22 protein-coding genes and 1 pseudogene are annotated in these 23,521 nt (G+C 61.1%); 6 read left to right on the top strand and 17 right to left on the bottom strand.

Annotation, left to right across the window (positions count from 1 at the left end; genetic code table 11):
- Positions 1 to 37: 37 nt before the first annotated feature.
- Both ACA071_RS03945 and pmrG read right to left on the bottom strand, forming a co-directional pair.
- Entirely contained in the window at positions 38 to 871 is an 834-nt protein-coding gene (locus ACA071_RS03945) for a phosphatase PAP2 family protein (RefSeq protein WP_497643226.1), read from the bottom strand.
- Between the two features lie 22 nt (positions 872 to 893).
- Entirely contained in the window at positions 894 to 1,565 is a 672-nt protein-coding gene (gene pmrG, locus ACA071_RS03940; protein ID WP_497643225.1) for a lipopolysaccharide core heptose(II)-phosphate phosphatase PmrG, read from the bottom strand.
- Positions 1,566 to 1,827: 262 nt separating this feature from the next.
- On the opposite strand from pmrG, the pseudogene ACA071_RS03935 reads away from it, so the two are divergent.
- The 3 genes and pseudogenes from ACA071_RS03935 to ACA071_RS03925 all read left to right on the top strand — a co-directional run.
- Positions 1,828 to 2,841 (top strand): annotated as a pseudogene (locus ACA071_RS03935) (methyl-accepting chemotaxis protein); the annotation flags it as partial.
- Between the two features lie 42 nt (positions 2,842 to 2,883).
- Positions 2,884 to 3,747, top strand: coding sequence for a methyl-accepting chemotaxis protein (locus ACA071_RS03930; protein WP_497645266.1), 864 nt, complete (start codon positions 2,884 to 2,886; stop codon positions 3,745 to 3,747).
- 255 nt (positions 3,748 to 4,002) lie between these two features.
- Positions 4,003 to 4,479 (top strand): hypothetical protein, encoded by a 477-nt coding sequence (locus ACA071_RS03925; RefSeq protein ID WP_497643224.1) that lies wholly within the window; start codon positions 4,003 to 4,005, stop codon positions 4,477 to 4,479.
- Positions 4,480 to 4,556: 77 nt separating this feature from the next.
- On the opposite strand, the gene ACA071_RS03920 is transcribed toward ACA071_RS03925, so the two are convergent.
- The 7 genes from ACA071_RS03920 to ACA071_RS03890 all read right to left on the bottom strand — a co-directional run bounded on the left by ACA071_RS03920 (position 4,557) and on the right by ACA071_RS03890 (position 14,786).
- Positions 4,557 to 4,796 (bottom strand): FitA-like ribbon-helix-helix domain-containing protein, encoded by a 240-nt coding sequence (locus ACA071_RS03920; RefSeq protein ID WP_497643223.1) that lies wholly within the window; start codon positions 4,794 to 4,796, stop codon positions 4,557 to 4,559.
- Between the two features lie 44 nt (positions 4,797 to 4,840).
- The gene (locus ACA071_RS03915) at positions 4,841 to 6,214 is read right to left on the bottom strand and encodes a DUF1329 domain-containing protein (protein WP_497643222.1); all 1,374 of its coding nucleotides are present in this window, start codon (positions 6,212 to 6,214) and stop codon (positions 4,841 to 4,843) included.
- Positions 6,215 to 6,264: 50 nt separating this feature from the next.
- A complete protein-coding gene (locus tag ACA071_RS03910; RefSeq protein ID WP_497643221.1) occupies positions 6,265 to 8,220 on the bottom strand; it encodes a DUF1302 domain-containing protein in 1,956 nt (651 codons plus the stop codon).
- A gap of 60 nt (positions 8,221 to 8,280) precedes the next feature.
- Positions 8,281 to 9,570, bottom strand: a complete 1,290-nt coding sequence (locus ACA071_RS03905) for a phospholipase (protein ID WP_497643220.1) — start codon at positions 9,568 to 9,570, stop codon at positions 8,281 to 8,283.
- A gap of 256 nt (positions 9,571 to 9,826) precedes the next feature.
- A complete protein-coding gene (locus ACA071_RS03900; RefSeq protein WP_497643219.1) occupies positions 9,827 to 11,395 on the bottom strand; it encodes an FGGY-family carbohydrate kinase in 1,569 nt (522 codons plus the stop codon).
- Positions 11,396 to 11,601: 206 nt separating this feature from the next.
- The gene (locus ACA071_RS03895; RefSeq protein WP_497643218.1) at positions 11,602 to 13,185 is read right to left on the bottom strand and encodes a glycerol-3-phosphate dehydrogenase/oxidase; all 1,584 of its coding nucleotides are present in this window, start codon (positions 13,183 to 13,185) and stop codon (positions 11,602 to 11,604) included.
- A gap of 5 nt (positions 13,186 to 13,190) precedes the next feature.
- On the bottom strand, positions 13,191 to 14,786 hold the full coding sequence (locus ACA071_RS03890; protein ID WP_497643217.1) for an FAD-binding oxidoreductase: 1,596 nt from the start codon (positions 14,784 to 14,786) through the stop codon (positions 13,191 to 13,193).
- 210 nt (positions 14,787 to 14,996) lie between these two features.
- On the opposite strand from ACA071_RS03890, the gene gliR reads away from it, so the two are divergent.
- Positions 14,997 to 16,025 (top strand): AraC family transcriptional regulator GliR, encoded by a 1,029-nt coding sequence (gliR, locus tag ACA071_RS03885; RefSeq protein ID WP_497643216.1) that lies wholly within the window; start codon positions 14,997 to 14,999, stop codon positions 16,023 to 16,025.
- Positions 16,026 to 16,028: 3 nt separating this feature from the next.
- Here gliR and ACA071_RS03880 read toward each other — a convergent pair whose 3' ends face one another.
- The 4 genes from ACA071_RS03880 to ACA071_RS03865 form a co-directional block, all read right to left on the bottom strand.
- Positions 16,029 to 16,397: a glyoxalase superfamily protein gene (locus tag ACA071_RS03880; protein WP_497643215.1), complete on the bottom strand. Its 369-nt coding sequence runs from the start codon at positions 16,395 to 16,397 to the stop codon at positions 16,029 to 16,031.
- A 117-nt stretch (positions 16,398 to 16,514) separates the two neighbouring features.
- Positions 16,515 to 17,972 (bottom strand): N-acyl-D-amino-acid deacylase family protein, encoded by a 1,458-nt coding sequence (locus tag ACA071_RS03875; RefSeq protein ID WP_497643214.1) that lies wholly within the window; start codon positions 17,970 to 17,972, stop codon positions 16,515 to 16,517.
- Between the two features lie 15 nt (positions 17,973 to 17,987).
- Entirely contained in the window at positions 17,988 to 18,626 is a 639-nt protein-coding gene (locus ACA071_RS03870; protein WP_497643213.1) for a YdcF family protein, read from the bottom strand.
- Positions 18,623 to 18,886 (bottom strand): hypothetical protein, encoded by a 264-nt coding sequence (locus ACA071_RS03865; RefSeq protein ID WP_497643212.1) that lies wholly within the window; start codon positions 18,884 to 18,886, stop codon positions 18,623 to 18,625. Before ACA071_RS03865 ends, ACA071_RS03870 begins: the two co-directional genes overlap by 4 nt.
- Before the next feature lie 71 nt (positions 18,887 to 18,957).
- Between ACA071_RS03865 and ACA071_RS03860 the strand changes: the two genes are divergently transcribed.
- The gene (locus ACA071_RS03860) at positions 18,958 to 19,197 is read left to right on the top strand and encodes a hypothetical protein (RefSeq protein ID WP_497643211.1); all 240 of its coding nucleotides are present in this window, start codon (positions 18,958 to 18,960) and stop codon (positions 19,195 to 19,197) included.
- Positions 19,198 to 19,540: 343 nt separating this feature from the next.
- Here ACA071_RS03860 and ACA071_RS03855 read toward each other — a convergent pair whose 3' ends face one another.
- The 3 genes from ACA071_RS03855 to mdaB form a co-directional block, all read right to left on the bottom strand.
- Positions 19,541 to 20,434, bottom strand: a complete 894-nt coding sequence (locus tag ACA071_RS03855) for an NAD-dependent epimerase/dehydratase family protein (RefSeq protein WP_497643210.1) — start codon at positions 20,432 to 20,434, stop codon at positions 19,541 to 19,543.
- A gap of 103 nt (positions 20,435 to 20,537) precedes the next feature.
- Positions 20,538 to 21,449: a LysR substrate-binding domain-containing protein gene (locus ACA071_RS03850; protein WP_497643208.1), complete on the bottom strand. Its 912-nt coding sequence runs from the start codon at positions 21,447 to 21,449 to the stop codon at positions 20,538 to 20,540.
- A 154-nt stretch (positions 21,450 to 21,603) separates the two neighbouring features.
- On the bottom strand, positions 21,604 to 22,194 hold the full coding sequence (gene mdaB / locus ACA071_RS03845) for an NADPH:quinone oxidoreductase MdaB (protein ID WP_497643207.1): 591 nt from the start codon (positions 22,192 to 22,194) through the stop codon (positions 21,604 to 21,606).
- A 161-nt stretch (positions 22,195 to 22,355) separates the two neighbouring features.
- On the opposite strand from mdaB, the gene ACA071_RS03840 reads away from it, so the two are divergent.
- Positions 22,356 to 22,670 carry a putative quinol monooxygenase gene (locus tag ACA071_RS03840; protein WP_497643206.1) on the top strand — a complete coding sequence of 105 codons (315 nt, stop codon included), beginning with the start codon at positions 22,356 to 22,358 and terminating at the stop codon, positions 22,668 to 22,670.
- On the opposite strand, the gene ACA071_RS03835 is transcribed toward ACA071_RS03840, so the two are convergent.
- On the bottom strand, positions 22,660 to 23,424 hold the full coding sequence (locus ACA071_RS03835) for a sulfite exporter TauE/SafE family protein (protein WP_497643205.1): 765 nt from the start codon (positions 23,422 to 23,424) through the stop codon (positions 22,660 to 22,662). The two genes, ACA071_RS03840 and ACA071_RS03835, sit on opposite strands and share 11 nt — an antisense overlap.
- Positions 23,425 to 23,521: the final 97 nt, after the last annotated feature.

Genomic DNA, 23,521 nt, shown 5'->3' with positions numbered 1-23,521 from the left:
CAGGGCTGGCGGGTTTTGTCGTTCAAGGCTCTCTAAATCAACCAGCAACCTGCGGCTGCGCAACCTGTTCAGCTCGCTCAAGCTTTTGCAGCACCGGCTTCTCCAGCCGCACCCGCCCATAAAACGCCAGCGCCGTCAGCAAACACGCCAGCCACACAAAGATCCCGGCCCAGAAGGTGTGGGACATGTAGTGCCAGCCCTGCAGGACCCGGGCGGTGCCGTAGATGAAACCGAGCAGCAACGAACCCCACATCACGGCTTTCGAGAAGCGCCAGCGGTAGCGTCGGGCCACGAAGTACAGCGCGAGCATGGTGAACCCGCCCGAGGCATGCCCACCCGGCCAGCAGCGACCGTCGCCCGCTTCCTTGAACAGCTGGAAGTTGTTGTACCACTCCACGTGGGCCAGTTTTCCGCCATAGAGGGTCGTTTCAATCGGGCAATAGACGCTGGTGTGGGCCTTGAGGAAATGGATCACCCCGGTGCAAATGGCAAACGCGAACACCACGAACAGAAAATCGCGACGATGATCGTTGGCAAAGCGCAGCACGGGTGCGGCTTTGCTGCGCTCCAGAAAACCGCCAAGTCGCGGGTGCTTCTGCGGGTTGACCAGCGGCCAGACAAACGACAGCATCGCGCCGATCAGGGCTATTTCCGCTGTCCAGTTCGGGATGATCCGCGCCCACTTGTGGGTCAGTTTCTCGAAGAAGTGCACCTTGTCGAGCGGGAAGATCTGGGCGACCGGGTCAAACAGCAGATTGCTGAAGGCGATGTCGATTTTGGTCATGTCGAACATCAGGAACACCACCGCCGCGCAGGCCAGCGGAATACCGAAGTTCACCCAGTAAAAGCGATTAGAGGAAGCTGTCTGCATCGTAAATCCTGAGTCAGGGAAATTATCGGGTCGTCACCGAGTGCCAGTCGGAGGCCTCAATGTAGCCAAGAATGGTGGGCGCTTGAGGTGTTTCTGTGGAAACGAACAGAGAAGCACCATAACCCAGCGTGTCCGTCGAAACGTTCATGCTTTTTTCCAGTTCCGTCATGCACTCGCTGTGGGTCACCAGGATCAGGTTGCGGCCCGGCACTTTGTGCGCCAGAGCATCGCGCAGCATGGTGCCCTTGCAACTGATCAACCAGTCTTCACCAGCGCCAACCGAATTGAACATGTAGCCGGCAGTCTGAGCCGTACGCACCATCGGGCTGTTGTAGATATCCGCCTTGGCCAGGCCCAGGCGTTCGAAGTGTGAACCGACGGCCACCGCGACGCCACGGGAGCGATCGGTGATGCCATCGTTGCCGCTCAGGCAGGCGGCCCTGGAGTGATCGCAACGCTCGACGTGGCGCACCAGTACGATCATGTCGCCCTTGGCCCAGCCAGACATCAACGCCTTGGCGCCAGCCACGTTGCCATGGGCCAGGTCCGGCACGGCGGTGGGCGCCAGCAGCCAGAAGGTCAGCGGAATGACCAACAGCGCCGAGGCGAGCACCACCAATGCGTTGCGATAACGGGCAAAACGGCTCAGATCAATCGAGCGTTTTATCCCGAACAGACTCAGTCTCAATTCCACATCAAGCCGCCTCGCCGGCATGTCGCACCTGTCACTAGATGCCGCGAGGGTAGAGAGACAAGCGTCCCCAACGAGTGAAACCCATGTGAAAAAAAGCTTAAACCCCTCCCAATACCTTGTTACAGGTTCTGTCCGACAAAATCCTTTCAGCTCTCGGGATTGCGGCCGATACAGGTCTGCAACACACCTTGCTGGCACCTAAAAACAACAATCTTCCAGCCAACTGACGATAAAGAAACACAACGTTCCTGGAGGAATTGTGATGAATAGCTGGTTCGGCAACATCAGCGTAAACCTCAAACTGGGCCTGGGGTTCGGCCTGGTCCTGGCACTGACCTGCGTCCTGGCCCTCACCGGCTGGACCAGCCTGGGCGGCTTGATCGACCGCAGCAACTGGATGAGCGACATCACCCAGCTCAATGCCGGCCTGACCAAGCTGCGCGTGGTGCGCCTGCAATACATGCTGACCAACGGCGACGAAACCGCCGCGCAGAATGTGCAGACCACCCTCGACAGTTTCGCGGCGCAACAAACCGCACTGATGGGCAGCTTCAAAAACCCTGAAAACGTCAAAATGCTTAAAGAGCAGGCCGCGGTCATCGCCGCTTATCAGGCCTCGCTCAAGGAAATGCGCAACGCTTACCGCACCGGTAACAGCGCCCGCGACGCCATGGGCGCAAACGCCGAAGCCGCCAACACGCTGATCAATACGATCAGCACACGGGTTCAGGAAATGCCCCTGAGCGATCAGCGTTTCGAACAGTTCCAGGCAGTTACGGCGGCCAAGGAAGCGTTCATGCTGGCCCGCTACGAAGTGCGCGGCTACACCGCCACCACCAATGCCGAGACCGAGCAAAAAGCCGTCGGCCAACTGGACGCGGCCATCGCCAGCCTGAAGCCACTGAACGTGCATTTCGCCGACACCCAGCAAGACGCCCTGCGCCAGCTGGACACTGCGCTGACCAATTACCGCAGCGCCTTGCTGGCGTTTAAAAGCGCCACCGCCGACGCCGTGCGGGTGCGCAAGGACATGACCGACCAGGGCGCCGCCATCGTCGACCTGAGCGACAAGCTCTACCAGTTCCAGCTCGACCGTCGTGACATCGAAAGCACTCAAGCCCGCACCTTTCAGCTGATCAGCACCTTGCTGGCGTTGCTGGTAGGCGTGATTGCTGCCGTGGTCATCACCCGTCAGATCACCGGCCCGCTGCGCGAAACCATGACCGTGGTCGACCGTATCGCCAGCGGCGACCTGTCCCAGGACGTCAAAGTCACCCGCCGTGACGAACTCGGTGTGTTGCAGCAAGGCATCGGCCGCATGGGCGTGACCCTGCGGGACTTGATCAGCGGCATCCGCGACGGCGTTACCCAGATTGCCAGCGCCGCCGAAGAGTTGTCCGCCGTGACCGAACAAACCAGCGCCGGGGTCAACAGCCAGAAGATCGAAACCGATCAGGTGGCCACTGCGATGCACGAGATGACCGCCACGGTGCAGGAAGTCGCGCGCAACGCCGAAGAAGCCTCCCAGGCAGCCGCCGCCGCTGACAGCGAAGCCCGCGCCGGCGACAAGGTGGTCAACGAAGCCATCGCCCAGATCGAACGCCTGGCCACCGAAGTGGCGCGTTCCACTGAAGCCATGAGCGTGCTGCAACAGGAAAGCGACAAGATCGGCAGCGTCATGGACGTGATCAAGGCCGTGGCCGAACAAACCAATCTGCTGGCGCTCAACGCTGCAATTGAAGCGGCCCGTGCCGGTGAAGCCGGTCGTGGTTTTGCCGTGGTCGCCGACGAAGTCCGTGGCCTGGCCCAACGCACGCAGAAATCCACCGAAGAAATCGAAGGCCTGGTGGCTGGCTTGCAGAACGGCACGCAACAAGTGTCAGCGGTGATGAACAACAGCCGCGCCCTGACCGACAGCAGCGTCGCCCTGACCCGCAAGGCCGGCGTGTCCTTGGAAAACATCACCCGCACGGTGTCCAACATCCAGTCGATGAACCAGCAGATCGCCGCCGCTGCCGAACAGCAAAGCGCCGTGGCCGAAGAGATCAGCCGCAGCATCATCAACGTGCGCGACGTCTCCGAACAGACCGCCGCCGCCAGCGACGAAACCGCCGCGTCCAGCGTTGAACTGGCACGCCTGGGTGGTCAGCTGCAGCAGATGGTCAGCCACTTCCGCGTTTGACATTCACCGTCTGATCGTTCCCACGCTCCCGCGTGGGAATGCCTCAATGGACGCTCTGCGTCCGCTTTTGAATGTGACGCAGAGCGTCACGGGCTGCATTCCCACGCGGAGCGTGGGAACGACCAGCGTGGTCGACGCGAATCCTGTAGGAGCGAGGCTTGCCCGCGAAGAGGCCCTGACGGCCAACATCAAACCCGACGATTACCTCCCTCCGCCCGGCACCCGCTAAGCTCGAAGAAAATCCCGAGGCGCTACATGACAAAAAGACTGTCTACCAACAAGCGAATCTTTCTAGGGCTGGCCGTATTGGTGCTGGTGAATGTGGCCGTGCTGGCAGCTGTTGTGCTGAGCAATGTATCGAGCGCCTATGGCCGGCAAATGATCAAAACCACCGAGCCTCTTCTGATCGAAGGGCGCAACGGCGATGAACATGACTACGTGCTGCCCCTCGGAACAACGCTCTATTACGATAAAAGCCACCCCGATGGATTCGATCGTTATCTGGTTTATTTGAATCACAAAGGCGTTATCGCCCACGAAGAAGTGCCGATGAAGCCAGAGTACGGTGGCGCGTTGATTGATCCGCTTTGGCTATCGAATATCGATGCCGACACGTTGAAGGACATGTTCAAGCGCTTCCCCCTGTCCAAGGAAGATGTCGCTGGCGCCGTAAAAGCCAATCAAATCACCAAGGACGATTTGGCGGACATCCTCCGTTCGATGCCGGAGTAACGCCCCCACTGATTGGCGTCAACCACGGCGATGTAGTCGACGCCGGCCCTATGTGCGAGCCTTCTCACGAAGGCTATTTAAGCCACCGCAGCAGTTGCTTTCTCTTCTCGCGAAGGCAGATTGAGCTCAGCACCGCCACTTGCGCCAAATCTGTCGCGAATCCGGCTTCCAAGTCCTCCTGCGCGGTCGACAGTTGCCAACGCTTTTTCCAGAATCAGGCGCGCCTCCTCTTCCATCGAATGCCCATGGTGGGCGGCGGCCATACGAAGTTGTTCGCTAATCTGGTCGTCAAGGTTTCGAATCGTGATGCTGGCCATGATGCCTCCTGCAATCAATGAAAACGCCGGCTATTGTGCCCCACTCACCGCGTCCCGCGCTGACGCAATGCCGAGGGCATGAAATACGCGTCTTCCGGTACTGGCTGGGTGAAGTCCACGGTGGCCGGCTCTTCGTTATCCAGGTTCTGCACGTAGTAGCGGCGCGCCTGCAAATCGTGGAAGACGTCCAGCGCGCTCCAGGTGGTCGGCAGGTCGTAGAAGTTTTTCAGGTAGGCCATCGACACCCGCCACAACTCCCCTCGCCCGTCATATTGATCGACCAGTGCGGCGCCCCAGCTGTCTTCGTCCAGAAACAGCACACGCTTGGAATAGATATGCCGCGAGCCTGGTTTGAGCGTGCCCTCCACGACCCAGACCCGATGCAGCTCATAACGGGTGTATTGCGGGTTGAGGTGGCCCGGTGTGAGTAATTGCGCATACTTCACGTCGGGGCTGCCGACTTTGTAGCTGTTGTAGGGAATGTAGATTTCCTGCTTGCCCTTGAGCTTCCAGTCGTAACGATCCGGTGAGCCGTTGAACAGGTCAGTATCGTCCGCCGTGCGCAGGCCGTCGGACGAGGCGATTGGCGTGTCATACGCCAGGTTCGGCGCGCGGCGCACCCGGCGTTGGCCGGCGTCGTAGATCCAGGCCTGACGCGGGTCCTTGAGCTGGTCGAGAGTCTCGTGGATCAACGCCGCACCGCCAGCCAGCCGGGCCGGGCTTTTCACGAACGCCAAGTAGTAGAACAGGATGTTTTTCAGGTCGGCAAACTGCCCGCCCGGCCGGTAATAGTTGAAGAGTCCTTCCTGCTGCGAGGTCACCAGCGCGAAGCTGCCATTGCGCTGTACCGGCGCTTCGGACGCACGACGGACCACATAGGTGCCGCGATAGCGGGTGATGTGGTTCCACAGTGCCTCGATCCCATCCTTGGGCACCGGGAACGGCACACCGCCATAGGCGTCGGAAAATCCGGTGCCGCCGTCGAGCAGCTTGGCCGAGGTCGCATTTTTGAAGGTGTTGTCATACAGCCATTGCGGCGCCGAGCCCGAGCGGCGAGACGGATAGACCGGCATCTGGAACGTGTCGGGGTAGCTGTTGAACAGCGCAATCTGACCCGGGCTTAGGTGGGCCTTGTACTGCTCAAGGTTGGCCTTGGTGATGGTGAACTGCGGCTTGTCCGCCGCGTATGGGTCCGGGTGATGTTGACCTGGCTTGTAGCCCGCCGGAGCCTGGGTGATGCCGCCGTCCCACGCGGGAATGGTACCGGCCGCGTTGCCTGCACGTTCAGCGCCCAGCGGCGTCAGTGTGGTTTTCAATTGCTGGGCTTGCTGGGGCGTAATGGCGGCCAGCGCGCTGCCGGCCGCCAGGCTCAGGACCAGCGCCAGCGTGGTCTTGGTCAGTCGAGGTGTGTCAAACATGGACGTTCTCCGAAATAGAAACCGCGCCTCAGGCCGTGGGGTCTGGACACTCACAAGAAGTACTTGAGGTTGAAGCCGACGTTGTCACGATCGCGAAGACCGTTGTCCTGCCCACCGCCGTAGAAATTGGTGTATTGCAGTTCGGCCTCCAGCTTGTTCTGGTAGTTGGCCTTGATCCCCAGGGTGTAGGCCTTGCGACCCTCGATGGTGTTGCCCGCCTGGTAGCTGTTGCCCTTGAAGTCATCCTTGTAGACGACGTAGGGCGAGACGTTGACCCCGGCATACACATCGTTCCAGGTGCCATTGAACATCGCGGTGTAGCTGTAGGAATTGCGGTCGACCTGGTCGCCCCGTTCACCGCCAGACACATAGGAATAGTTACCGGTGCCGGCGTAATAACGGGTGCTGCCGTCATACGCGGTGTATTGCAGGCTGCTGCCGCGCAGGTGCTCGGACGCCAGTTCGAACACGCCGAACATCGAGTCGAACGACAGGCTCGGGCCAAAGTTGTAGATGCTGCCCAGGGACGTGTTGAACGCTTCCACCCGTTCGCCGTTGTTGATCTGGCTATCGAGCGTGACGCTCTGCCCACCGATGTTGATGGTCTTGCCGGCCGCTGCGGCGGCAGCGCCATTGGCCAGGTCGCCAATCAGATCGTTGGTGGCGGCGACCCCGATGGGCAGGTTCGGCCGATAGGCCACTTCACCGAACACCGAGGCCTGGCCCAGGGTGGTGTTGAAGCTGAAACCGTACATGCGGATGTCTTCGGCGTAGCGCCGATGCGCCTGAATGTTGCCCAGCACATCCGCGGTCGCCAGACCGTTGGCCAGTTGCCCCGCCTGACTGCCGGCGACACTGGTCAGCAGGTTGGTCAGGGCGTTCATGTCGATGCCCTTGTAACCCCCCAGGTCAGCGGAGACGGTCGGCTCCTTGGCGTGGTAATTGACCATGTACAACCCGAACTCAGTGCTGTTGAGTTCTTCGGCGATGTAACGAAAGGCGAAGCCGAACTGGCCGTCGTTGCGCGCGTTGTAATCCTTGCCGACCGAGGCCACCTTGAGCGTGTTGCCGAAGGCCGGGGTCACGCCGTTAGCGTACAGGCCGGTGCTGCCGAGGGCCTGTTTGAGCAGCGGGTTGTTGCCCAGCGCACTGTACAGATCGATCACGTTGCCGAAGCCGGGCACCGGCGTGTCCAGCGCGGTGCCGGTGAAGTCGTTGTAGGCGGTGTTGCCGCCGTCGGCGAACAGGTCCGTCTGCGAGTAGAACGTGCCGACCGGATCGATACGGGTTTCCTTCCAGTTCATCTGGTAGAAACTTTCCATGGTCAGGGTATCGGTCAGGCCGACGTTGAAGCTCAGCGCTTCCACCGGCACCAGCACTTCCTTGACCTCGGCCCCGGGCAATCGGTACTTGGCGGCGTCCACCGGGTTGGTGGTGTTGATCCCGCCACGGTAGAAAATCCCCTCGCCCCAGTTGAACACCTGGCGCCCGAGACGAGCCGTGACCGGCATCTGGGCGACGTCCCAACTCCCATGGACGTAGGCGTCGAGCATCTCGATCCGGCTGCCGGCGATGTCGCGGGTCTGGCCGGTAAAACGGTCGTCCTGTGGGTAACTCTGGCTCGGTTGCGACGGGCTGTTGTTGCGGTAGTAATCGTTGCGCTTGTCCATCAGCTGGGTGTCATAGAACGCGGTGCCGCGCATGAACAGTCCGTAGTTCTGATAGTTGGCCTCCAGCTCCGAGGTGATTTTGTACACCTCGGAAACCAGCCCGGTGTCGAAGTTGCGATTGCCGTCGTTGGTGTTGACGTCATCGTTGCTCTTGTCCCGGCCCTGAACCCGCCACAAGCGGCCATAGGACAAGGTGCTGTCGAACGAGCCGGTCACCTGTTTGTCCAGCACGCTGAACTCCACCGCCTGCACCCCGTCGACCGCACACAGTTGCAGCAGCCCGACCAGGCCGACTCCGGGTAGCGCCGCGCCAGACAGGCGCAATCGAATCCTCATGGTCTGTTTCTCCTTCCCTATTTTTCTTGTTTTTGTGTCCGGACAACGTTGTCGCGGTGGCTAGGGCGCCAGGCCCGCACTAACATAAATCCGGCTGTGCGCGCCGAAATGCCCCAGCAGCTTGAACAGCTGTTGGTTCAAGGCCGGAGGGTCGTAATGTTCACGCTGCACCTGGTTGCCGGTGCTGAAATCGCTGGTGATCGGCGCCGTCTCCAGCCACTGCCCGATCGCTTCATCGAACGCTGCGGATGCGTCGGCGGACTCGGCGCTTACGACGTCGCGCAGGTAGTCCACCGAGTACGGCGGATAGCTCGCGTCTTGTGCAAGATCGGCGTAGGCCTCGAGCATCGGATGGGGTTGACCGGTGCGCAGCAGACGACGCAGCCAGGTCGCCTGATATTTCTCCACTTCCATGTGCCGGGTGGCGACCCGCTCGATGGCTGCGTGCTTGTCGGCCTCATACCCGGCCAGTGCCTTGCCTTCGAGCAGCAGCAGGTTGGCAAGGTCGACGCCGGGCAGCGGTTTGGCGTGATAAGGCTGGGTCAGGTCCTGAATGTGGTGCAGGCCCCAGCCGAGAAAACGATAGCCCCAGTAGGGATGGCCACTGGCAAACGCCAGTCGCGCCAAGCCCATGTACTGGTAGGCGCGCCAGTCCGGCCAACTGCGCTGAAGAAATCCGGCGGCGGCGTATACCACCGCGCTTTCATGGAAGAAGCCCATGTGGAATGGCGCCTGGGAGCTGTACTGAAACCGCGCATCGCCGAACGGTTGCGGACCGAAGCCGTACAACGCGCCGACCTCGCCCGGGTTGTCGCTGAACAGGTTGATGTCGTGGCCGTAATCGGGCTCATCGGCGGCGCTGGCGAGCACGGCCAGGGGCGCTACTTTTTCGCCGTCGACCACGCGGATGAACCGCTGGCGATTCCACGGTGAGAGGGTCTGTTCGACCATCACCTGCTCGGCCTTGAGGTGTTCACGCTCAGGCAAGTCCTTGCCCGGCAGTGGCTGGATGACCATGGCCAGATGAATCAGGGGATTGATGCGCAACGCGGTGAGGAAATCGTGGCGCAGATTGTCCCCGGGCACGGCTGGCAGTTGCAGGTTGTCGGGGCGCGCCGGGTATTGGGCGAAGTGCTGACGGGCGAAGCGTTCCTGCTCTTCCAGCAGCGCGGTCACGGCGTCGTATTGCTGCGCGAGAAACTGCTCCAGCGGTTCGACTTCGACCTGGGAGGCGTCGCGCAAAATCGGCAAATCCTGCAACGCCAGGTAGCTGCCCACCGTATGGTTGGACCAGCCCCAAGCTGTCGGGACCGTTCCACACAACAGCAGCAGGAGGAATGTCAGCTTCATTGCTTTTAGTTCTTATTGGAGGTGCAGTGGGGGTTGAGCCTAACAACCGACCCCGCCGCTGACACTGTCCAATCTCACCAGAAAAGTTCTCCGATAGCGCCACGTTCACCCACGGTCTACACGACACCCGTAAGAGCTGCCGAAGGCTGCGAGCTTTTGATCTTCGAGGCCGCCAGGATCAAAAGATCGCAGCCTTCGGCAGCTCCTACGGGGGTGTGCCGTATGCGAAAAGGTTGCGTTGTACGCGAAGCAAACGTCAGGCCGGATAGCCGGTGATTTTGCGAATACTTTGGTACAGCGGCTTGAGCTGGCGGTACATGCGCAGGTAGACCTCCTTGTACAGTCGCTCGTAGACCTGCTGCGCCTCGGGCTGTGGCATGAAGACCGCGCCGACCCGGGTCATGGCCGCTATCGCCGTGGGAAAATCCGCGTGCAACCCAAGCCCGACCGCGCAGCAAATGGCCGCGCCCAGACCGGACGCTTCGTAGACATGCGGACGCTCGGCCGGCAGGCCGAAAATGTCCGCCGTAAGCTGCATCGCCGCATCACTCTGGGAACCACCGCCAGCGACTCGCAAGCGCTTGATCGAGACCTTCGAACGCTTCTCGATGCTCTGCAGGCCCTGACGCAAGGCATACGCCAAACCTTCGAGGATCGCCCGATAGATATGCGCGCGGGTATGCACGTCGCCGAAGCCGATCATCGCGCCCTTGGCTTCCACCCCCGGCTCGCGAATGCCAGGCGACCAGTAGGGTTGCAGCATCAGGCCCATGGAGCCCGGCGGCACGGCGTTGACCAGTGCATCAAACAATTGCTCGGGTTCAACTCCCTGCGCTTTGGCCTGCTGCATCTCCCGCAGGCCGAACTCGTTCTTGAACCAGCTGACCATCCAGTAGCCGCGATAAATCATCACCTCGCAGTTGTATTGATCCGGCAGCGCAGACGGGTAAGGCGGAATCAATGGGACGATTTCCAGATAGCGCGACCGGGTGCTGGTGATCGTCGCCGTGGTGCCGTAGGACAGGCACACCGTGTCCGCGTCGACCACGCCGGAGCCCAGGACTTCACAAGCCTTGTCGGCACCGGCGGCGATCAGGGGCAGGCCCTCGGGAATGCCAGTGTGGCGGCTGGCTTCGGCGCTGATGTGACCCAGGGTTTCACCGGGTTTGTGCAGCGTGGGTAATTGCTCGGGCCGCACCGCCAACGCCTGCCATTTCCAGTCGGAGGGAGCGGCCCAGCGCAGGCGCTTGAAGTCGAACGGCAGGTAGCCGACGCAACAACCCACCGAGTCGACAAAGCGCCCGCACAGGCGATGGGTCAGAAACCCCGAGAGCAGCAAAAACTTGTCGGTCGCCGCCCACACTTCCGGCTGATGGCGCGCGATCCAGTTGGCCTCGGCCTGAGCGCGAAAATAGTCCACGGTGGCTTGCGCGCCGACCAGTTTGAACAGCCAGCCCCACGGTCCCTTGATCCGGCCTTCGACTTCGGCCTGGCGTTGATCGAGCCACAGGATCGCCGGGCGCAGGGGCTTGCCTTGGGCATCGACGTTGATCACGGTGCCGCGCTGGGTGGTCAGGGAGACGCCGGCAATCTGTGCACGGTCGATGCCGGTTTGCTGCCATAACTGTTGGCAGGCCTCGCCCAGTTTCGCCCAGTAATAGTCCGGGTCCTGCTCGGCCCAGCCAGGTTGTGTCGAGTAATAGGCCTGCAACTCGACCTTGCCTTTGCCCAGCAGATTGCCCTGCAAGTCGAAGAGCAGCGCGCGCACGCTCTGAGTTCCATTGTCGATCGCTAGCAGGTAACGCTTGTTCGGGTGGTTATCCATGGAGCTCTCTTCGATGGGACGGCGCTTATCTTCAATCTCAAAAACACACTAAAAACCTGTAGCAGCTGTCGAGCGGAGCGAGGCAGCGTTCGACTGCGAAGCAGTCGTGAATTCGTGAATTCGTGATTGCGAGGACTTCGTCCTCGGACGCAGCCTCGTTTCACTCGACAGCTGCTACAGCTGCTACAACGGCTACAAAGCGAGAATTAGGGCAATCCGTGATGGCGTTGCCACAACGCTTGGTAACGCTGCTGCTCCTGCTGCCAGCGCTCATCGTCCCAACCCAGCCGTGGCTGGCAGAGTCGGCGAATGGCCGCAAAGTAATCCTCGCCGCCGCTTGGCAATAACAAGCCCAGACGGGTGCGACGCAGCAGCAGGTCGTCCAGGTGCAGGACCATTTCCGTGTCGCAGGCAAAGGCCAGTTCCGCCCACAAGGTGTCCGTGGCGCCGACGCTGCCATGGCCCAATTCGGCGATCAGTTGCGCCAGCCTCGGCAGGTCACGGCCATGCCGTCCGGCCAGGCGCCGCCATTGATTGCCACTGAGCCCCTCAATCGCCAGCGGCGGCACCGCGGCAAACACCGGGCCGCCGTCATCACTGAAGGCGCGCCCGAGCATCGTCGCGCAAGCCTTGAGCACTTCGATGGCCTGCGGGCGAAAGGTGGTCAGTTTGCCGCCGGCCAGGGTTACGCAACCGGGTTCCAGCCACAGCACATGCTCGCGGGTTTCACTGGACGGTTTGCCCTGGTACTCACCCGCCGCACCGCCCACCACCGGGCGCACGCCCGACCACGTCGACAACACATCGGCGGCAACTACGCAGGCATCGGGGAACTGTTGGGCGCAGGCGGCCAGCAGATAGTCGAGTTCCTCGGCGCTGATGCTCGCGCTCTGGTCCAGATCTTCCTGATGATCGAGGTCCGTGGTGCCGACCACCGTGGCGCCTTCCCAAGGAAAAACAAACACCGGTCGACGGTCGCGCTCGTGCAGGAAGGTGAAGGCTTGCGCTACGGGAAGGCGCCAGCCCGGCAGCAACAAATGACTGCCGCGCAAAGGGCGCAATTGGCGGGGAGCATCGGTTGGCCGCAAGCGTTCAGCCCAGGCGCCGGTGGCCACGGCCAACACCGCACAACGCAACCGCAGCGACGAACCACCCTCCTCGTCCTCGACCTGAACCCCGCACACCCGCCCCTCTTCACGCAGCAATTGCTGCACGCGCATCCCGTTGAGCACCACGGCGCCGTCGGCCCGCGCCTCGCCCAAAACCCGCATCACCAGGCGCGCATCATCGGTCAGCGCATCGACAAAACAGGTGCCGCCCAGCAGGTCTTTTTGCTTCACTCCCGGCGCGAGATATCCCAGCTGCTGCGCGTCATGAAAGTGATGACTGCGCCGCCCGGCCAGTGCGTCATAGACGCTCAACAAACCACCCAATACTCGCGGGCCGGGAAAGCCGCCACGGTAATGCGGCATCAGGAAACTCATCGGCTCCACCAGCCCCGGCGCTTCGTCGAGCAGGCGCTGGCGTTCGCGGACCGAATCGCGGGTCAGGCGCCACTGGCCCTTGGCGATGTAACGCAAGCCACCATGGACCATTTTCGAGGAACGACTGGATGTGCCCCAGGCGAAATCGCGCTGCTCCAGCAGCAGGCAACGCCAGCCACGGCGTGCCGCTTCACGCAGGATGCCGGCGCCGCTGATGCCGCCGCCGATGACAATCAGGTCCCAGGTTTCATCCGCCAGTGTCGGCAGCACGAGCTGGCGCCACGCCGCGTTCCAGTCGAGGCTCATGGCCGTCACTCCTGCAACAGCGTGCCGGGGTTCAGGCGCCCGGCCGGATCGAAATGCCGGCTCAGCGCCTGCAAGGTGTCCATCGCCAGCGCGCCCTTTTCCCGCAGCAGGTACGGCGCATGATCCTTGCCCACGCCATGCTGGTGACTGATGGTGCCGTGGTTGTCGACGATGGTCTGGCTGGCGGCCTGCTTGAGCGCCTGCCAGCGCGCCAGGGTGGCGGCGTAGTCCGCTGCCGGGCGAAACACGTACGTGGTGTAGATGCTCGACCCTTCGCCATAGACATGGGACAGGTGCGTGAACACATGCACCCGCTCGCCTTCCGCGGCCAAGGCGTCGCGCAGGCTGTTTTCGACCAGGCTGAGCAGGTTGTCGACGTTGCTCCAGTCGGTGGCGGTTTCCAGGGTATCGACCACGTAACCGGCGTTCCACAGGTTCTCGCGCAGGTAGGGAAAACGGAAGCGGTTCTGCGCCCACTTTTTGCCGAGCAAGGTGCCGGTGAACACACCGCCGAAGGCCTTCAGGTGCTGTCGGGCCTGACTCAGGGACAGCGCATTTTGCCGGCGATTGCCGGTCACGCCGAACGTCAGCAGGCATTTGCCAACACCGGCGCCACGCAGGGCCAGGTACTTTTCCAGCCAGGCAATTTGCTGCGGATGACCGGCCAGCGCCAACTGGGTTTCGGTTTCCACGGCGTTGGACAAGCGCAGCATCGACAGCGGCACGCGGGCCTGGGCCAACTGGCGGATGGCTTGCAGCGCTTGCGGCCAATCGGGCAGAAAAACCCCATAGAAACGCTCATCGGCCGGCAGTGCGCTGACCCGCACCTTGACCTCGGAAATGATCCCGAATCGGCCTTCACAACCCAGCACCACCTCGCGCAGATCGGGACCGGCGGCCGAGGCCGGGAAGGTGGCAATTTCCAAAGGTCCGGCAAATGTTTCCAGGGTGCCACCGGCGAACAATTGCTCGATTCGCCCGTAGCGCAGCGATTGCTGGCCACTGGAGCGGCTGGCAACCCAACCGCCCAGGGTCGACAGTTCCCACGACTGCGGGAAATGCCCCAACGTGTAACCACGGGCGCGCAATTGACTTTCCACCTGCGGCCCTGTCGCGCCGGGACCGAAGGTCGCTAGCAAACTCTGTTCGTCAAGGTCCGTCAGGCGATTCATGCGGGCCAGGGACACCGTCACCACCGGCCGCGTGGAACTCGGCGGATTGATGTGCCCCGCCACCGAAGTGCCGCCGCCATAAGGAATCAGGCACAGGTCCTGCGCCTGGGCGAGCGCCAGGAGCTGGCGGATCTGTTCGGCGCTCTCGGGGAAGGCCACGGCATCGGGATAAATCCCCGGCGCCCCTTCGCGCAGCGCCAGCCAGTCGGGCAGGCTCTGACCCCGCGCATGCAGCAGACGATCCTGCGCCGTCACGCTGTACGAGGGATGTTCCGGCAACCGCGAGACGGGCACGCGGGCCAATGCCGTTTCGAGCGTTGCATCGGGCAGCGCTCGACCGGCACCTAGCCGCTCATTGAGAAATCCCGCGCCCTGGGCCGGCAGTTCGACCACCGTGGTTGCATCTCCCCAGCCGTTCCAGCGTCGCATGCGTGTGTCCTTTTGCGGTTCTGATCAGTGATATTTCAGGAGCCCATACTAGTCAGCTGCCGAAAAGTGTCACGGTCGCATCCGGCCAGTTCGAGTAGCCAATTGAGTCAAACGTCGCGTAAACCTCAGCCATTTACTTTAGCTGTGGTTTCAACTTACCTTTCAGCGCATTGATCCGCGCACGCGGGCTTTGATCAAAGGACTACGATCATGCAATCCCTGGGCTTCACCTCGGTCCCTCCGCTGCTTAAATACGTGCGCCATGCCGAACAACTGGGCATGGCCATCGAGCCGGCGTTGGCGGCGGCCGGCTTGCAGGCGCAGCAATTGAGCGACAACAGCCTGCGATTGCCGGGCGAAGCTCATGAGCGGTTGCTCGATTATTTTTGCGAGCATTCGGGGGACCCGTTGTTTGGCCTCAATGCCGCGCGTTTTGTGTTGCCCAACTCCTGGAGCGTGCTGGGTTACATCACCATGAACTGCGCGACCTTGGGCGATGCCATGAGTCGCATCATGCCGTTCGAAAAACTGGTGGGCGACATGGGGGTCAGCCGCGCCGAGGTGCAGGACAGTCACGTGCACCTGATCTGGACGTGCCGTCATCAACGGCCGCGAATCCGCCGGCACCTGGTGGAAAACGTGCTCGGTTCCTGGCTGCAATACGCGCGCTGGATCGCCGATACCCAACTGTCACCGGCCGCCGTCTGGCTCGAACATGCGCGACCGGCCGATACGGCGCAGGCGCAGTACGAACAGTTCTTCGACTGCCCGGTGCTGTTCGACCAGCCTTATTCGGCACTGATTGTGCCGTTGCCGTATTTGCAGTTGCCTTTGCGCCAGGCCGATCCGCAATTGCTGCGCACCCTGGAAGAACATGCCCTGGGATTAATGGCCACGCTGGAGGACGCGTCGCTGGAGCAGCGGGTCAAAAACATCCTGCGCCAGTTGCTCAAGGAAGGGCTGCCGCGCAAAGAACAGGTGGCCGAGCAGTGCGCCGTGTCGGTGCGCACGCTGCAACGCCAGTTGCATCAGGCTGGCACGTCGTACCAGCAGATCCTCGATGACCTGCGCCAGGAGCTGGCCGAGCATTACTTGCTGAACAGCACCTTGCCGATTCAGGACATCGCCCAGTACCTGGGTTTCACCGAACCTCGCTCGTTTCACCGTACGTTCAAGAGCCGGCGCGGGATGCCGCCCGGCGAGTTTCGCCAGACCCACCGCGCGCCTGACGAAGGCTGAAACTCAAACACAAATTGCATTGGTAAACACCAGCCGATTGCCGAACGGGTCGGTCACGGTCAGGTCCTGGCTGCCCCATGGCGTGGCCTGGATCTGCGGTTTGGCGTAGGTGTAATCCTTGTCGCTCAGTTGTTGCTGGAAGGCTTCCAGCTCATCGGTTTCGATGCGCAGTGCCGAGCCCGGTGTGGCATCGCCGTGGTGTTCGGACAGATGCAGCACGCATTCGCCCCGGGAGACTTGCAGGTACAACGGGAAATTGGCTTCGAAGCGATGCTGCCAGTCGATCTTGAAGCCCAGGAAATCGACGTAGAACTCCACGGCTTTGCGCTCGTCGAAAATCCGCAGGATCGGGGTGGTTTTGCCGAAGCTCATGGGGTGCTCCCTGGTTGAAAAGACCCAGTGTAGTTGGGCTGGATGTCAGCGCTTCGGCTTGGCGATGGCTTTCTTTAATTGCAGAGTGCCATCACTGTGATGCAGCTCTCGGAATGTTTACTGGAAACCGTCGCGCAAATCCCCTTCCCGCGCCAAAAACCGTCCTTCCCTTTTGCCGTTCGCCTGGCCTTCGCTGTAACTCAACACGCCATTGACCCAAACCCCATCAATCCCTTCCGCCGCCCGCTGCGGATCATGGAAGTCCGCCACGTCGCGAATGGTCAGCGGATCAAACAGCACCAGGTCCGCCCAATGCCCTGCACGAATTTCACCACGTTCCTTCAAGCCGAAGCGCGCCGCCGACAATCCGGTCATCTTGTGCACGGCGGTGTGCAGCGGGAAAAGCCCGACGTCACGACTGAAATGTCCGAGTACCCGAGGGAATGCGCCCCACAAACGTGGATGGGGAAACGGGTCTTCCGGCAAACCGTCGGAGCCAACCATCGACAACGGATGCGCAAGGATTCGCCGCACATCCGCTTCGTCCATCCCGTAATACACCGCACCGGCCGGTTGCAGGCGGCGGGCGGCGTCGAGCAACGGCATGCCCCACTCGGCGGCGATGTCGAGCAGGTCGCGGCCGCTCACTTCTGGATGCGGCGTCGACCAGGTAATGGTGATGCGATGGGCATCGGTGACTTGTTTGAGGTCCAGGGTCGAGGAACTCGCCGCGTAGGGATAACAATCGCAGCCCACCGGGTGGGTTTTCGCGGCGTGCTCAAGGGAGGCTAATAGCTGCGGACTGCGGCCCCAGTTACCGACGCCGGCACACTTGAGGTGGGAAACGATCACTGGGGCTTTCGCATGACGGCCGATCTGGAACGCTTCGTCCATCGCCTCCAGCACCGGTTCAAATTCGCTGCGCAAATGGGTGGTGTAGACCGCGCCGAAGGCTGTCAGCTCTTCGGTCAGTTGCATGACTTCATCGGTGGACGCCGAGAACGCACTGGCATACGCCAGGCCTGTGGATAACCCCAACGCGCCCGCCGCCAGGCTTTCGCGCAATTGCTCGCGCATCGCAGTGATTTCATCGGCGGTGGCCGTGCGAAACAGGTCATCGAGGTGATTGCTGCGCAGCGCGGTGTGACCGACCAGCGCCGCCACGTTCAGCGTGGTGTTCGCCGCTTCGACGGCGGCGCGGTAGTCGCGGAACGTCGGATAAACAAACGCAGCGCGCGTGCCGAGCAGGTTCATAGGGTCCGGCGGATCGCCGCGCAAACTGACCGGCGAGGCGCTGATTCCGCAGTTGCCGACGATCACCGTGGTCACGCCCTGGCTGAGCTTGGGCAGCATCTGCGGTTGGCGGATGACCACCGTGTCGTCGTGGGTGTGCACGTCGATAAAACCCGGCGCCAGTACCCGACCGGCAGCGTCGATTTCTTCGCTGGCGCGGGCATCGCGCAAGTCGCCGATACGCTCGATGCGGCCGTTCAGAATCGCTACATCAGCGGGATAACCGGGCGTGTTGCTGCCGTCGATGATCAGGGCGTTGCGAATCAGTGTGTCGTACAACATGTCAGTCTCCAGGCCTCAGCTCCTGCCCTTGATCAAATGGTGATCGAACCCTTGCTCCACCAGGTAGCGCCAGGCGATCTGGACCTCGTCGGGAATCACCTGCTCGGTCTGGAAGCCCAGCGAAGGGTAAACCATGATGCGGTGCACATCCCCGACCATTTCGTCGATCAGTCCCAGGACGCCGATAAGGTTGCTGATCTCACCGGGAAAACTGAACGACGGCGCATCCACCCAAGCCTCCAGTTCGGGCCACTGCACGGGCAAGGTCAAGGCCACACGGCGGATCGAGTTCGGCTTGGTCAGGAACGTCGCTTGACGTACGTAAGGAAACAACGCCTTGGCAAACGCGATGTTCTCGGCAAAATTGGTAGCGCGCGGTTCCAGGGTGAATTGATCCGCCGTCACGCCCAGCGCCAGGGCCCGTTGCGCAAAAATATCGGCTTCGGTGCGTTCCCACAAATGCTTCGTCCAGTTGCCGGTATTGCCGGTAAACAGCAGATGCGGGGCGACGCCTTTTTTCAACAGTTCGCAGGCGTAATCGCAGACCCGCAAATCATAGGACCCGCAGACGACGATCAGTTCGCAAGCCGGGTGCTGGCGCCCTGACCCGAGGAAGTCCCACAAGACCGTGGCGTGTTGCAGCGTCGGCGTCATGAGCGGGCGAACCTCTGGACAACGCGCCCACTGATGAATAGACCGCCACCCCCCAGGACATGGGGTCCAAAATCCGTCAGCGAGACCGGCAGCGCCGTGAAGTCCGCATACACTCGCGCCGCGCCATGATGGGTCAACGTCGGGTCATCGCCGATGCCGACACACAGCGCGCCGCTGCTGATCGCCGACTGCACACCGCTGACCGAGTCTTCGAACACCAGGCATTCATCGCTGTGCCGCTCCAGTTGCGCCGTCGCCAAGCACGCCATCCATATCAAAGCAGACGGCTGTAAACGTTCGTTGTGTCATGAGTTGAACTTCGCATCCTCTGATGAGCAATAAACGCCAGCGCGGTGAACAACATGCTCAGGCACACAAAGATCCACAAGTGCGGGGGCATGAAATAAAACAGCAGCGTACAGAACGCCGCCGAGAAACCGAGAAAAGCCGCGAGACGCAGTTGGTCGACGCGCCAGTCGGCCACGTAAGTAATCAACACCCCGGTAAACACCTGGAGCCAATAAGCCGCCGCAATCAGCAGGCCGATCTGACTGGCGCTGAAACCCAGTGAATCCAGCGCTCTAGCCTTGGCTTATTAGCGGGTCTAAGGCATCAATGCCGACCGTCATAAATACTGAAGAGGCGAAGTCATACGGTTCGCTCGGGATATGCCTTTACGAGAAGACACAGCGGTTATTTATTGCCATGAGTTTTAATTATGTTTATCAGGGTGACAGCCTAGTAGGAAATATCTGAATGACCTCATGCGATATAAACTAAAAATTAAATACCCTCATGAGCCCCCTGTTTTCGGGGACGTCAGCCGCAGAAAAATAATTGGATTCGCCAGACACAAAAAACCCGCCGACAAGCGTATTGCTCGTCGGCGGGCCCTGTATTAGCCAGCCGTTAGATCACACCATTTCGTGCAGGATCCACTCGGTCACCGAAGTACGTTTCGGCGCCCAGCCCAGTTGTTCACGGGCATGTTTGCCGCGCACCCGGCTGTTCGAACCCAGGCCATAGTTGGCCATTTCATAACCCCACTCGGCTTCGGCATCCTTGAGCGGCCAGTCTTGCGGCTCGCCCAGATTCAGCGCTTGTGCCATCGCCGTGGTCATGTCGACGAACGAAGATTCACCACTTTCAACGAAGTAGAAGGTACCCGGTACGTTTTTGGTCAGCGCCAGCAGGTACAGGGCCACCACATCTTCGATGTGCACGTTGGACCAGATGTTCTGACCGGTGCCGACGTGGCGCACCACACCACTTTTGCGCGCTTGTTTCAGCAGGCGCGGCAACTGCACGCTGTCGCGCTTGACGCCCAGGCTGTTGCCGTAGATCAGGGTGTTGCAGATGACGGCCGAGTTCACCCCGTCCTTCGCGGCGGCGAGGATCAGGTTGTCGATGGCCACGCGGGCGGCTTTATCGACGGTCGGCGCTGGCAGGTTGTCTTCGTAATAGATGACGTCGCTGGATTTACCGCCCGACGCATCACCGACGATGCTCGAACCGCTGGTGTGCAGGAACACTTTGTTGGAACCACGCAGCGCATCGAGCAAGGCTTCCACCGCCGCGCGATGGTCGCTGCTGGCGGCGTTGATCACGGCGTCGGCGGCGCGGGCTTGTGCGGCCAGCAGAGCGCTGTCATCGAGGGTGCCGATCACTGGCGTAATGCCCAGCGCGGTCAGTTCATTGGCTTGTTCGGCGCTGCGCACCAAACCGGTCACTTTATGGCCGGCCTGGACCAGACCCGTGGCGATGGAGCCGCCGATAAAACCGGCAGCGCCGGTAACGAATACGTTCATGGAGAAACTCCCTGCGTTAATAAGTGATGCAACGAGTATCAACGACCGATCCGTGTCGAAACATAGCCGCTGGCCCAATTCACTCTTGCGCAGGGGTCACGAATCAGCCTTTGAAATCGGAATTCGCGTACACCGCCAATTTGCCCTGGATGAAGTCCAGGAAGCACTGGATGCGTAGGGCCAGTTGCGAGTTGCGGTAGTACACGGCGTTGATCGGCTGGCGGTAACCACTGTTGAAATCCGCCAGCACTTCCTTCAGGCGTCCGGCGCGGATATCCGCGTAGGTCATGAAATCCGACAGGCAGGCGATGCCCTGGCCTTCCAGCGCCAGCTGGCGCACGGTCTCGCCACTGGAGGCGTTGATCGCCGCGTTGATTGGCCAGCGATCACCGTGCACATGGCGCAGCGGCCACTGGTTCAGGCCGTCGTTCTGGGTAAAGCCGAGCAGCGTGTGGTCGTTGAGATCGGCGACGGCAACGGGGGTGCCGCGTTGCTCGAGGTACGCCGGGCTGGCGACGATGTGCAGCGGACTGCAACCCAACGAGCGCGCATGCAAAGTCGAGTCGGCCAGCGTGCCGATGCGTATGGCGATGTCGGTGCTTTGTTCCAGCAGGTCAATGATCAGGTCGTTGCTGTTGAGTTCCAGCTGGATGTCCGGGTAGAGACGGCGGAACTCATCGATGTACGGCACGATGGCGTGCAGCATGAACGGTGATGCCGCATTAATGCGCAGGCGGCCGGACGGCGTTTGCTGGCGGGAGTTGAGGCGTTCTTCGAGCTCGTCCATCTGATCGAGAATCAGCTTGGCGTGTTCGAAGAAATATTTGCCCTCCTCGGTCAGGTCCATGCGCCGGGTGGTGCGGTTGATCAGCGTGGTGTCGAGCTTGGCTTCCAGGCGCGACAACGTGCGACTGACCGCCGACGGCGTTTGCCCGACCTGCTCGGCCGCAGCGGAAATCGACCCGCATTCAATCACGCAGACGAAAATCTGCAATTCATCGGATCTGGCTTTCACGTGGGTCCTCTTTGCGAATCGGCGTGGCATGAATCGCCAAGATCGCAGCCTTCGGCAGCTCCTACAAGGAGGAACCACCGGGTGTACACCACCTGTAGGAGCTGCCGCAGGCTGCGATCTTTCCCGCCGTTGCGACGGATAGTAGCCGGAAAACTTAAACAGACAGACCAAACACCTCAGTCAAATGCTGCTCATACCGCTTCACATCACCTTCGATGTCCGGGCGTTTCATCACGTCCACGCACAAAAACGTCGGCAAACCGGTCATGCCAAGGAAGGTGTTGGCCTTGTGGAACGGGAAGTACACCGCGTCCACGCCTTTGGCTTCGAAGAAGTCGGTCGGGTCGTCGAAGGCTTGCTGCGGTGCGTTCCAGGTCAGGGACAACATGTATTGCTTGCCCTGCAACAGACCACCGCTGCCGTACTTTTGCGACGCATCGGAACGGGTGCGACCATCACTGGCGTACAGGCTGCCGTGGCCTTCGGTGAAGACTTCGTCGATGTACTTCTTCACGGTCCACGGCGCGCCCATCCACCAGCCGGGCATCTGATAAATGATCACGTCGGCCCAGACAAACTTGGCGACTTCTTCAGCGAGGTCGTAGCCCTCGTCGATGAACGTGGTCTTCACATCCAGGCCGCCGCGATCCAGCACGCTGAGCGCGGTGTCGTGCAGGGTGGCGTTGTAGCGGCCGTCGGAGTGGGCGAACTTTTTGCCGCCATTGAGCAAGAGGACTTTTTTCATGAGAGGTCTCAGAAGGTTGGAATTCGATGGCGGCAGAGTAACGATCCGCCTCGCGCGCAATAAGCGCTGAATTTCACAATAATCATTTGACCAAAACGCACGAATCGACAGGCGATTGTTGCCATAGACTTTCGCCGATTCTTAATTCGAAGGAGGTTTCGATGAGTGATGTACAAGGCTTCATCCTGCACGCCAAGACCCGCCCGGAAAAAGCCGAGGCCTTCGAAGCGTTGTTTCGCGCCTATGTCGAGCCGAGCCGCGCCGAACCCGGTTGCATCGAGTACCACATGCTGCGCGACCAACAGGACCCGACGCTGTTTATCTTCTACGAGATCTGGCAGTCCCAGGCTCACCTGGACGTGCACTCGAACCTGCCGCACATGCAGCAGTTCCGGGATCAGCGCATGGACTACCTGGAGCGCGATTTCGACATCCGTGCCATCGACATGCTCAGCCCGTCGTCGGCTAGCCGCTGATCAGCAGGTGGCCGCCGAGTAGACCGAGCCCGATAAAGAACACCCGCTTGAACAGCACGGCGCTGATCCGCTGACGCAACCATTGCCCGAGCAACATGCCGAGCACCGCCGGGATCAGCGCCAACAGCGAGGCGCTTAGTTCGCCACCGCCCAAGGCGCCGCGCCAGAACAGTCCGGCGGCCAGCGCCAGGGTCGAGACGGTGAACGACAACCCCAACGCCTGCACCAATTCATCCTTGTTCAAGCCCAGTGCTTGCAGATAAGGAACCGCCGGAATCACGAACACGCCGGTGGCCGAGGTGATAACACCCGTCACCAGACCGCACAGCGGCCCGAGCCAACGCTCGGTGCAACTGCCCACTCTTAAGGTCGGCAGAAATAGACCGCTCAAGGCGTACATCAACAACGCCGCGCCCAATCCCCGCACCACCCAATGCCCACCCGCCATGCCGATCCACAACGTGCCGGCGCCGGTGCCGATGAAGATCGCCAGCAGCATTGGCCATAAGCGTTTGACCAGCCCTTGCAGATGCCCACCGAATGCCAGTTGCCAGACGTTGGTCAGGGTCGCCGGAATGAGCAACAGCGCAGCAGCCTGCGGCGGCGCCATAACCAGGCCGAGCAGACCCATGGCGATGGTTGGCAGGCCGAGGCCGATCACACCCTTGATCATGCCGGCCAGCAGGAAGGTGGCGATGACCAACACAGTCAAGGCCAAGCCAAGGTTTTGGTAGAACGCGACGAGTGTATTCATGGGGCAATCCTGCGCCTGAACAGTGGGCTTGGAAATCTGCCATATACTGAGGGTGCCTCTTGATATGACAGAGGCTCGATCATTCCCACGCTCTGCG

This window comes from Pseudomonas sp. LBUM1646 (assembly GCF_059716165.1).
The sequence above is the reverse complement of the archived record's forward strand: the minus strand, read 5'-3'. Positions and strand labels throughout refer to the sequence as shown.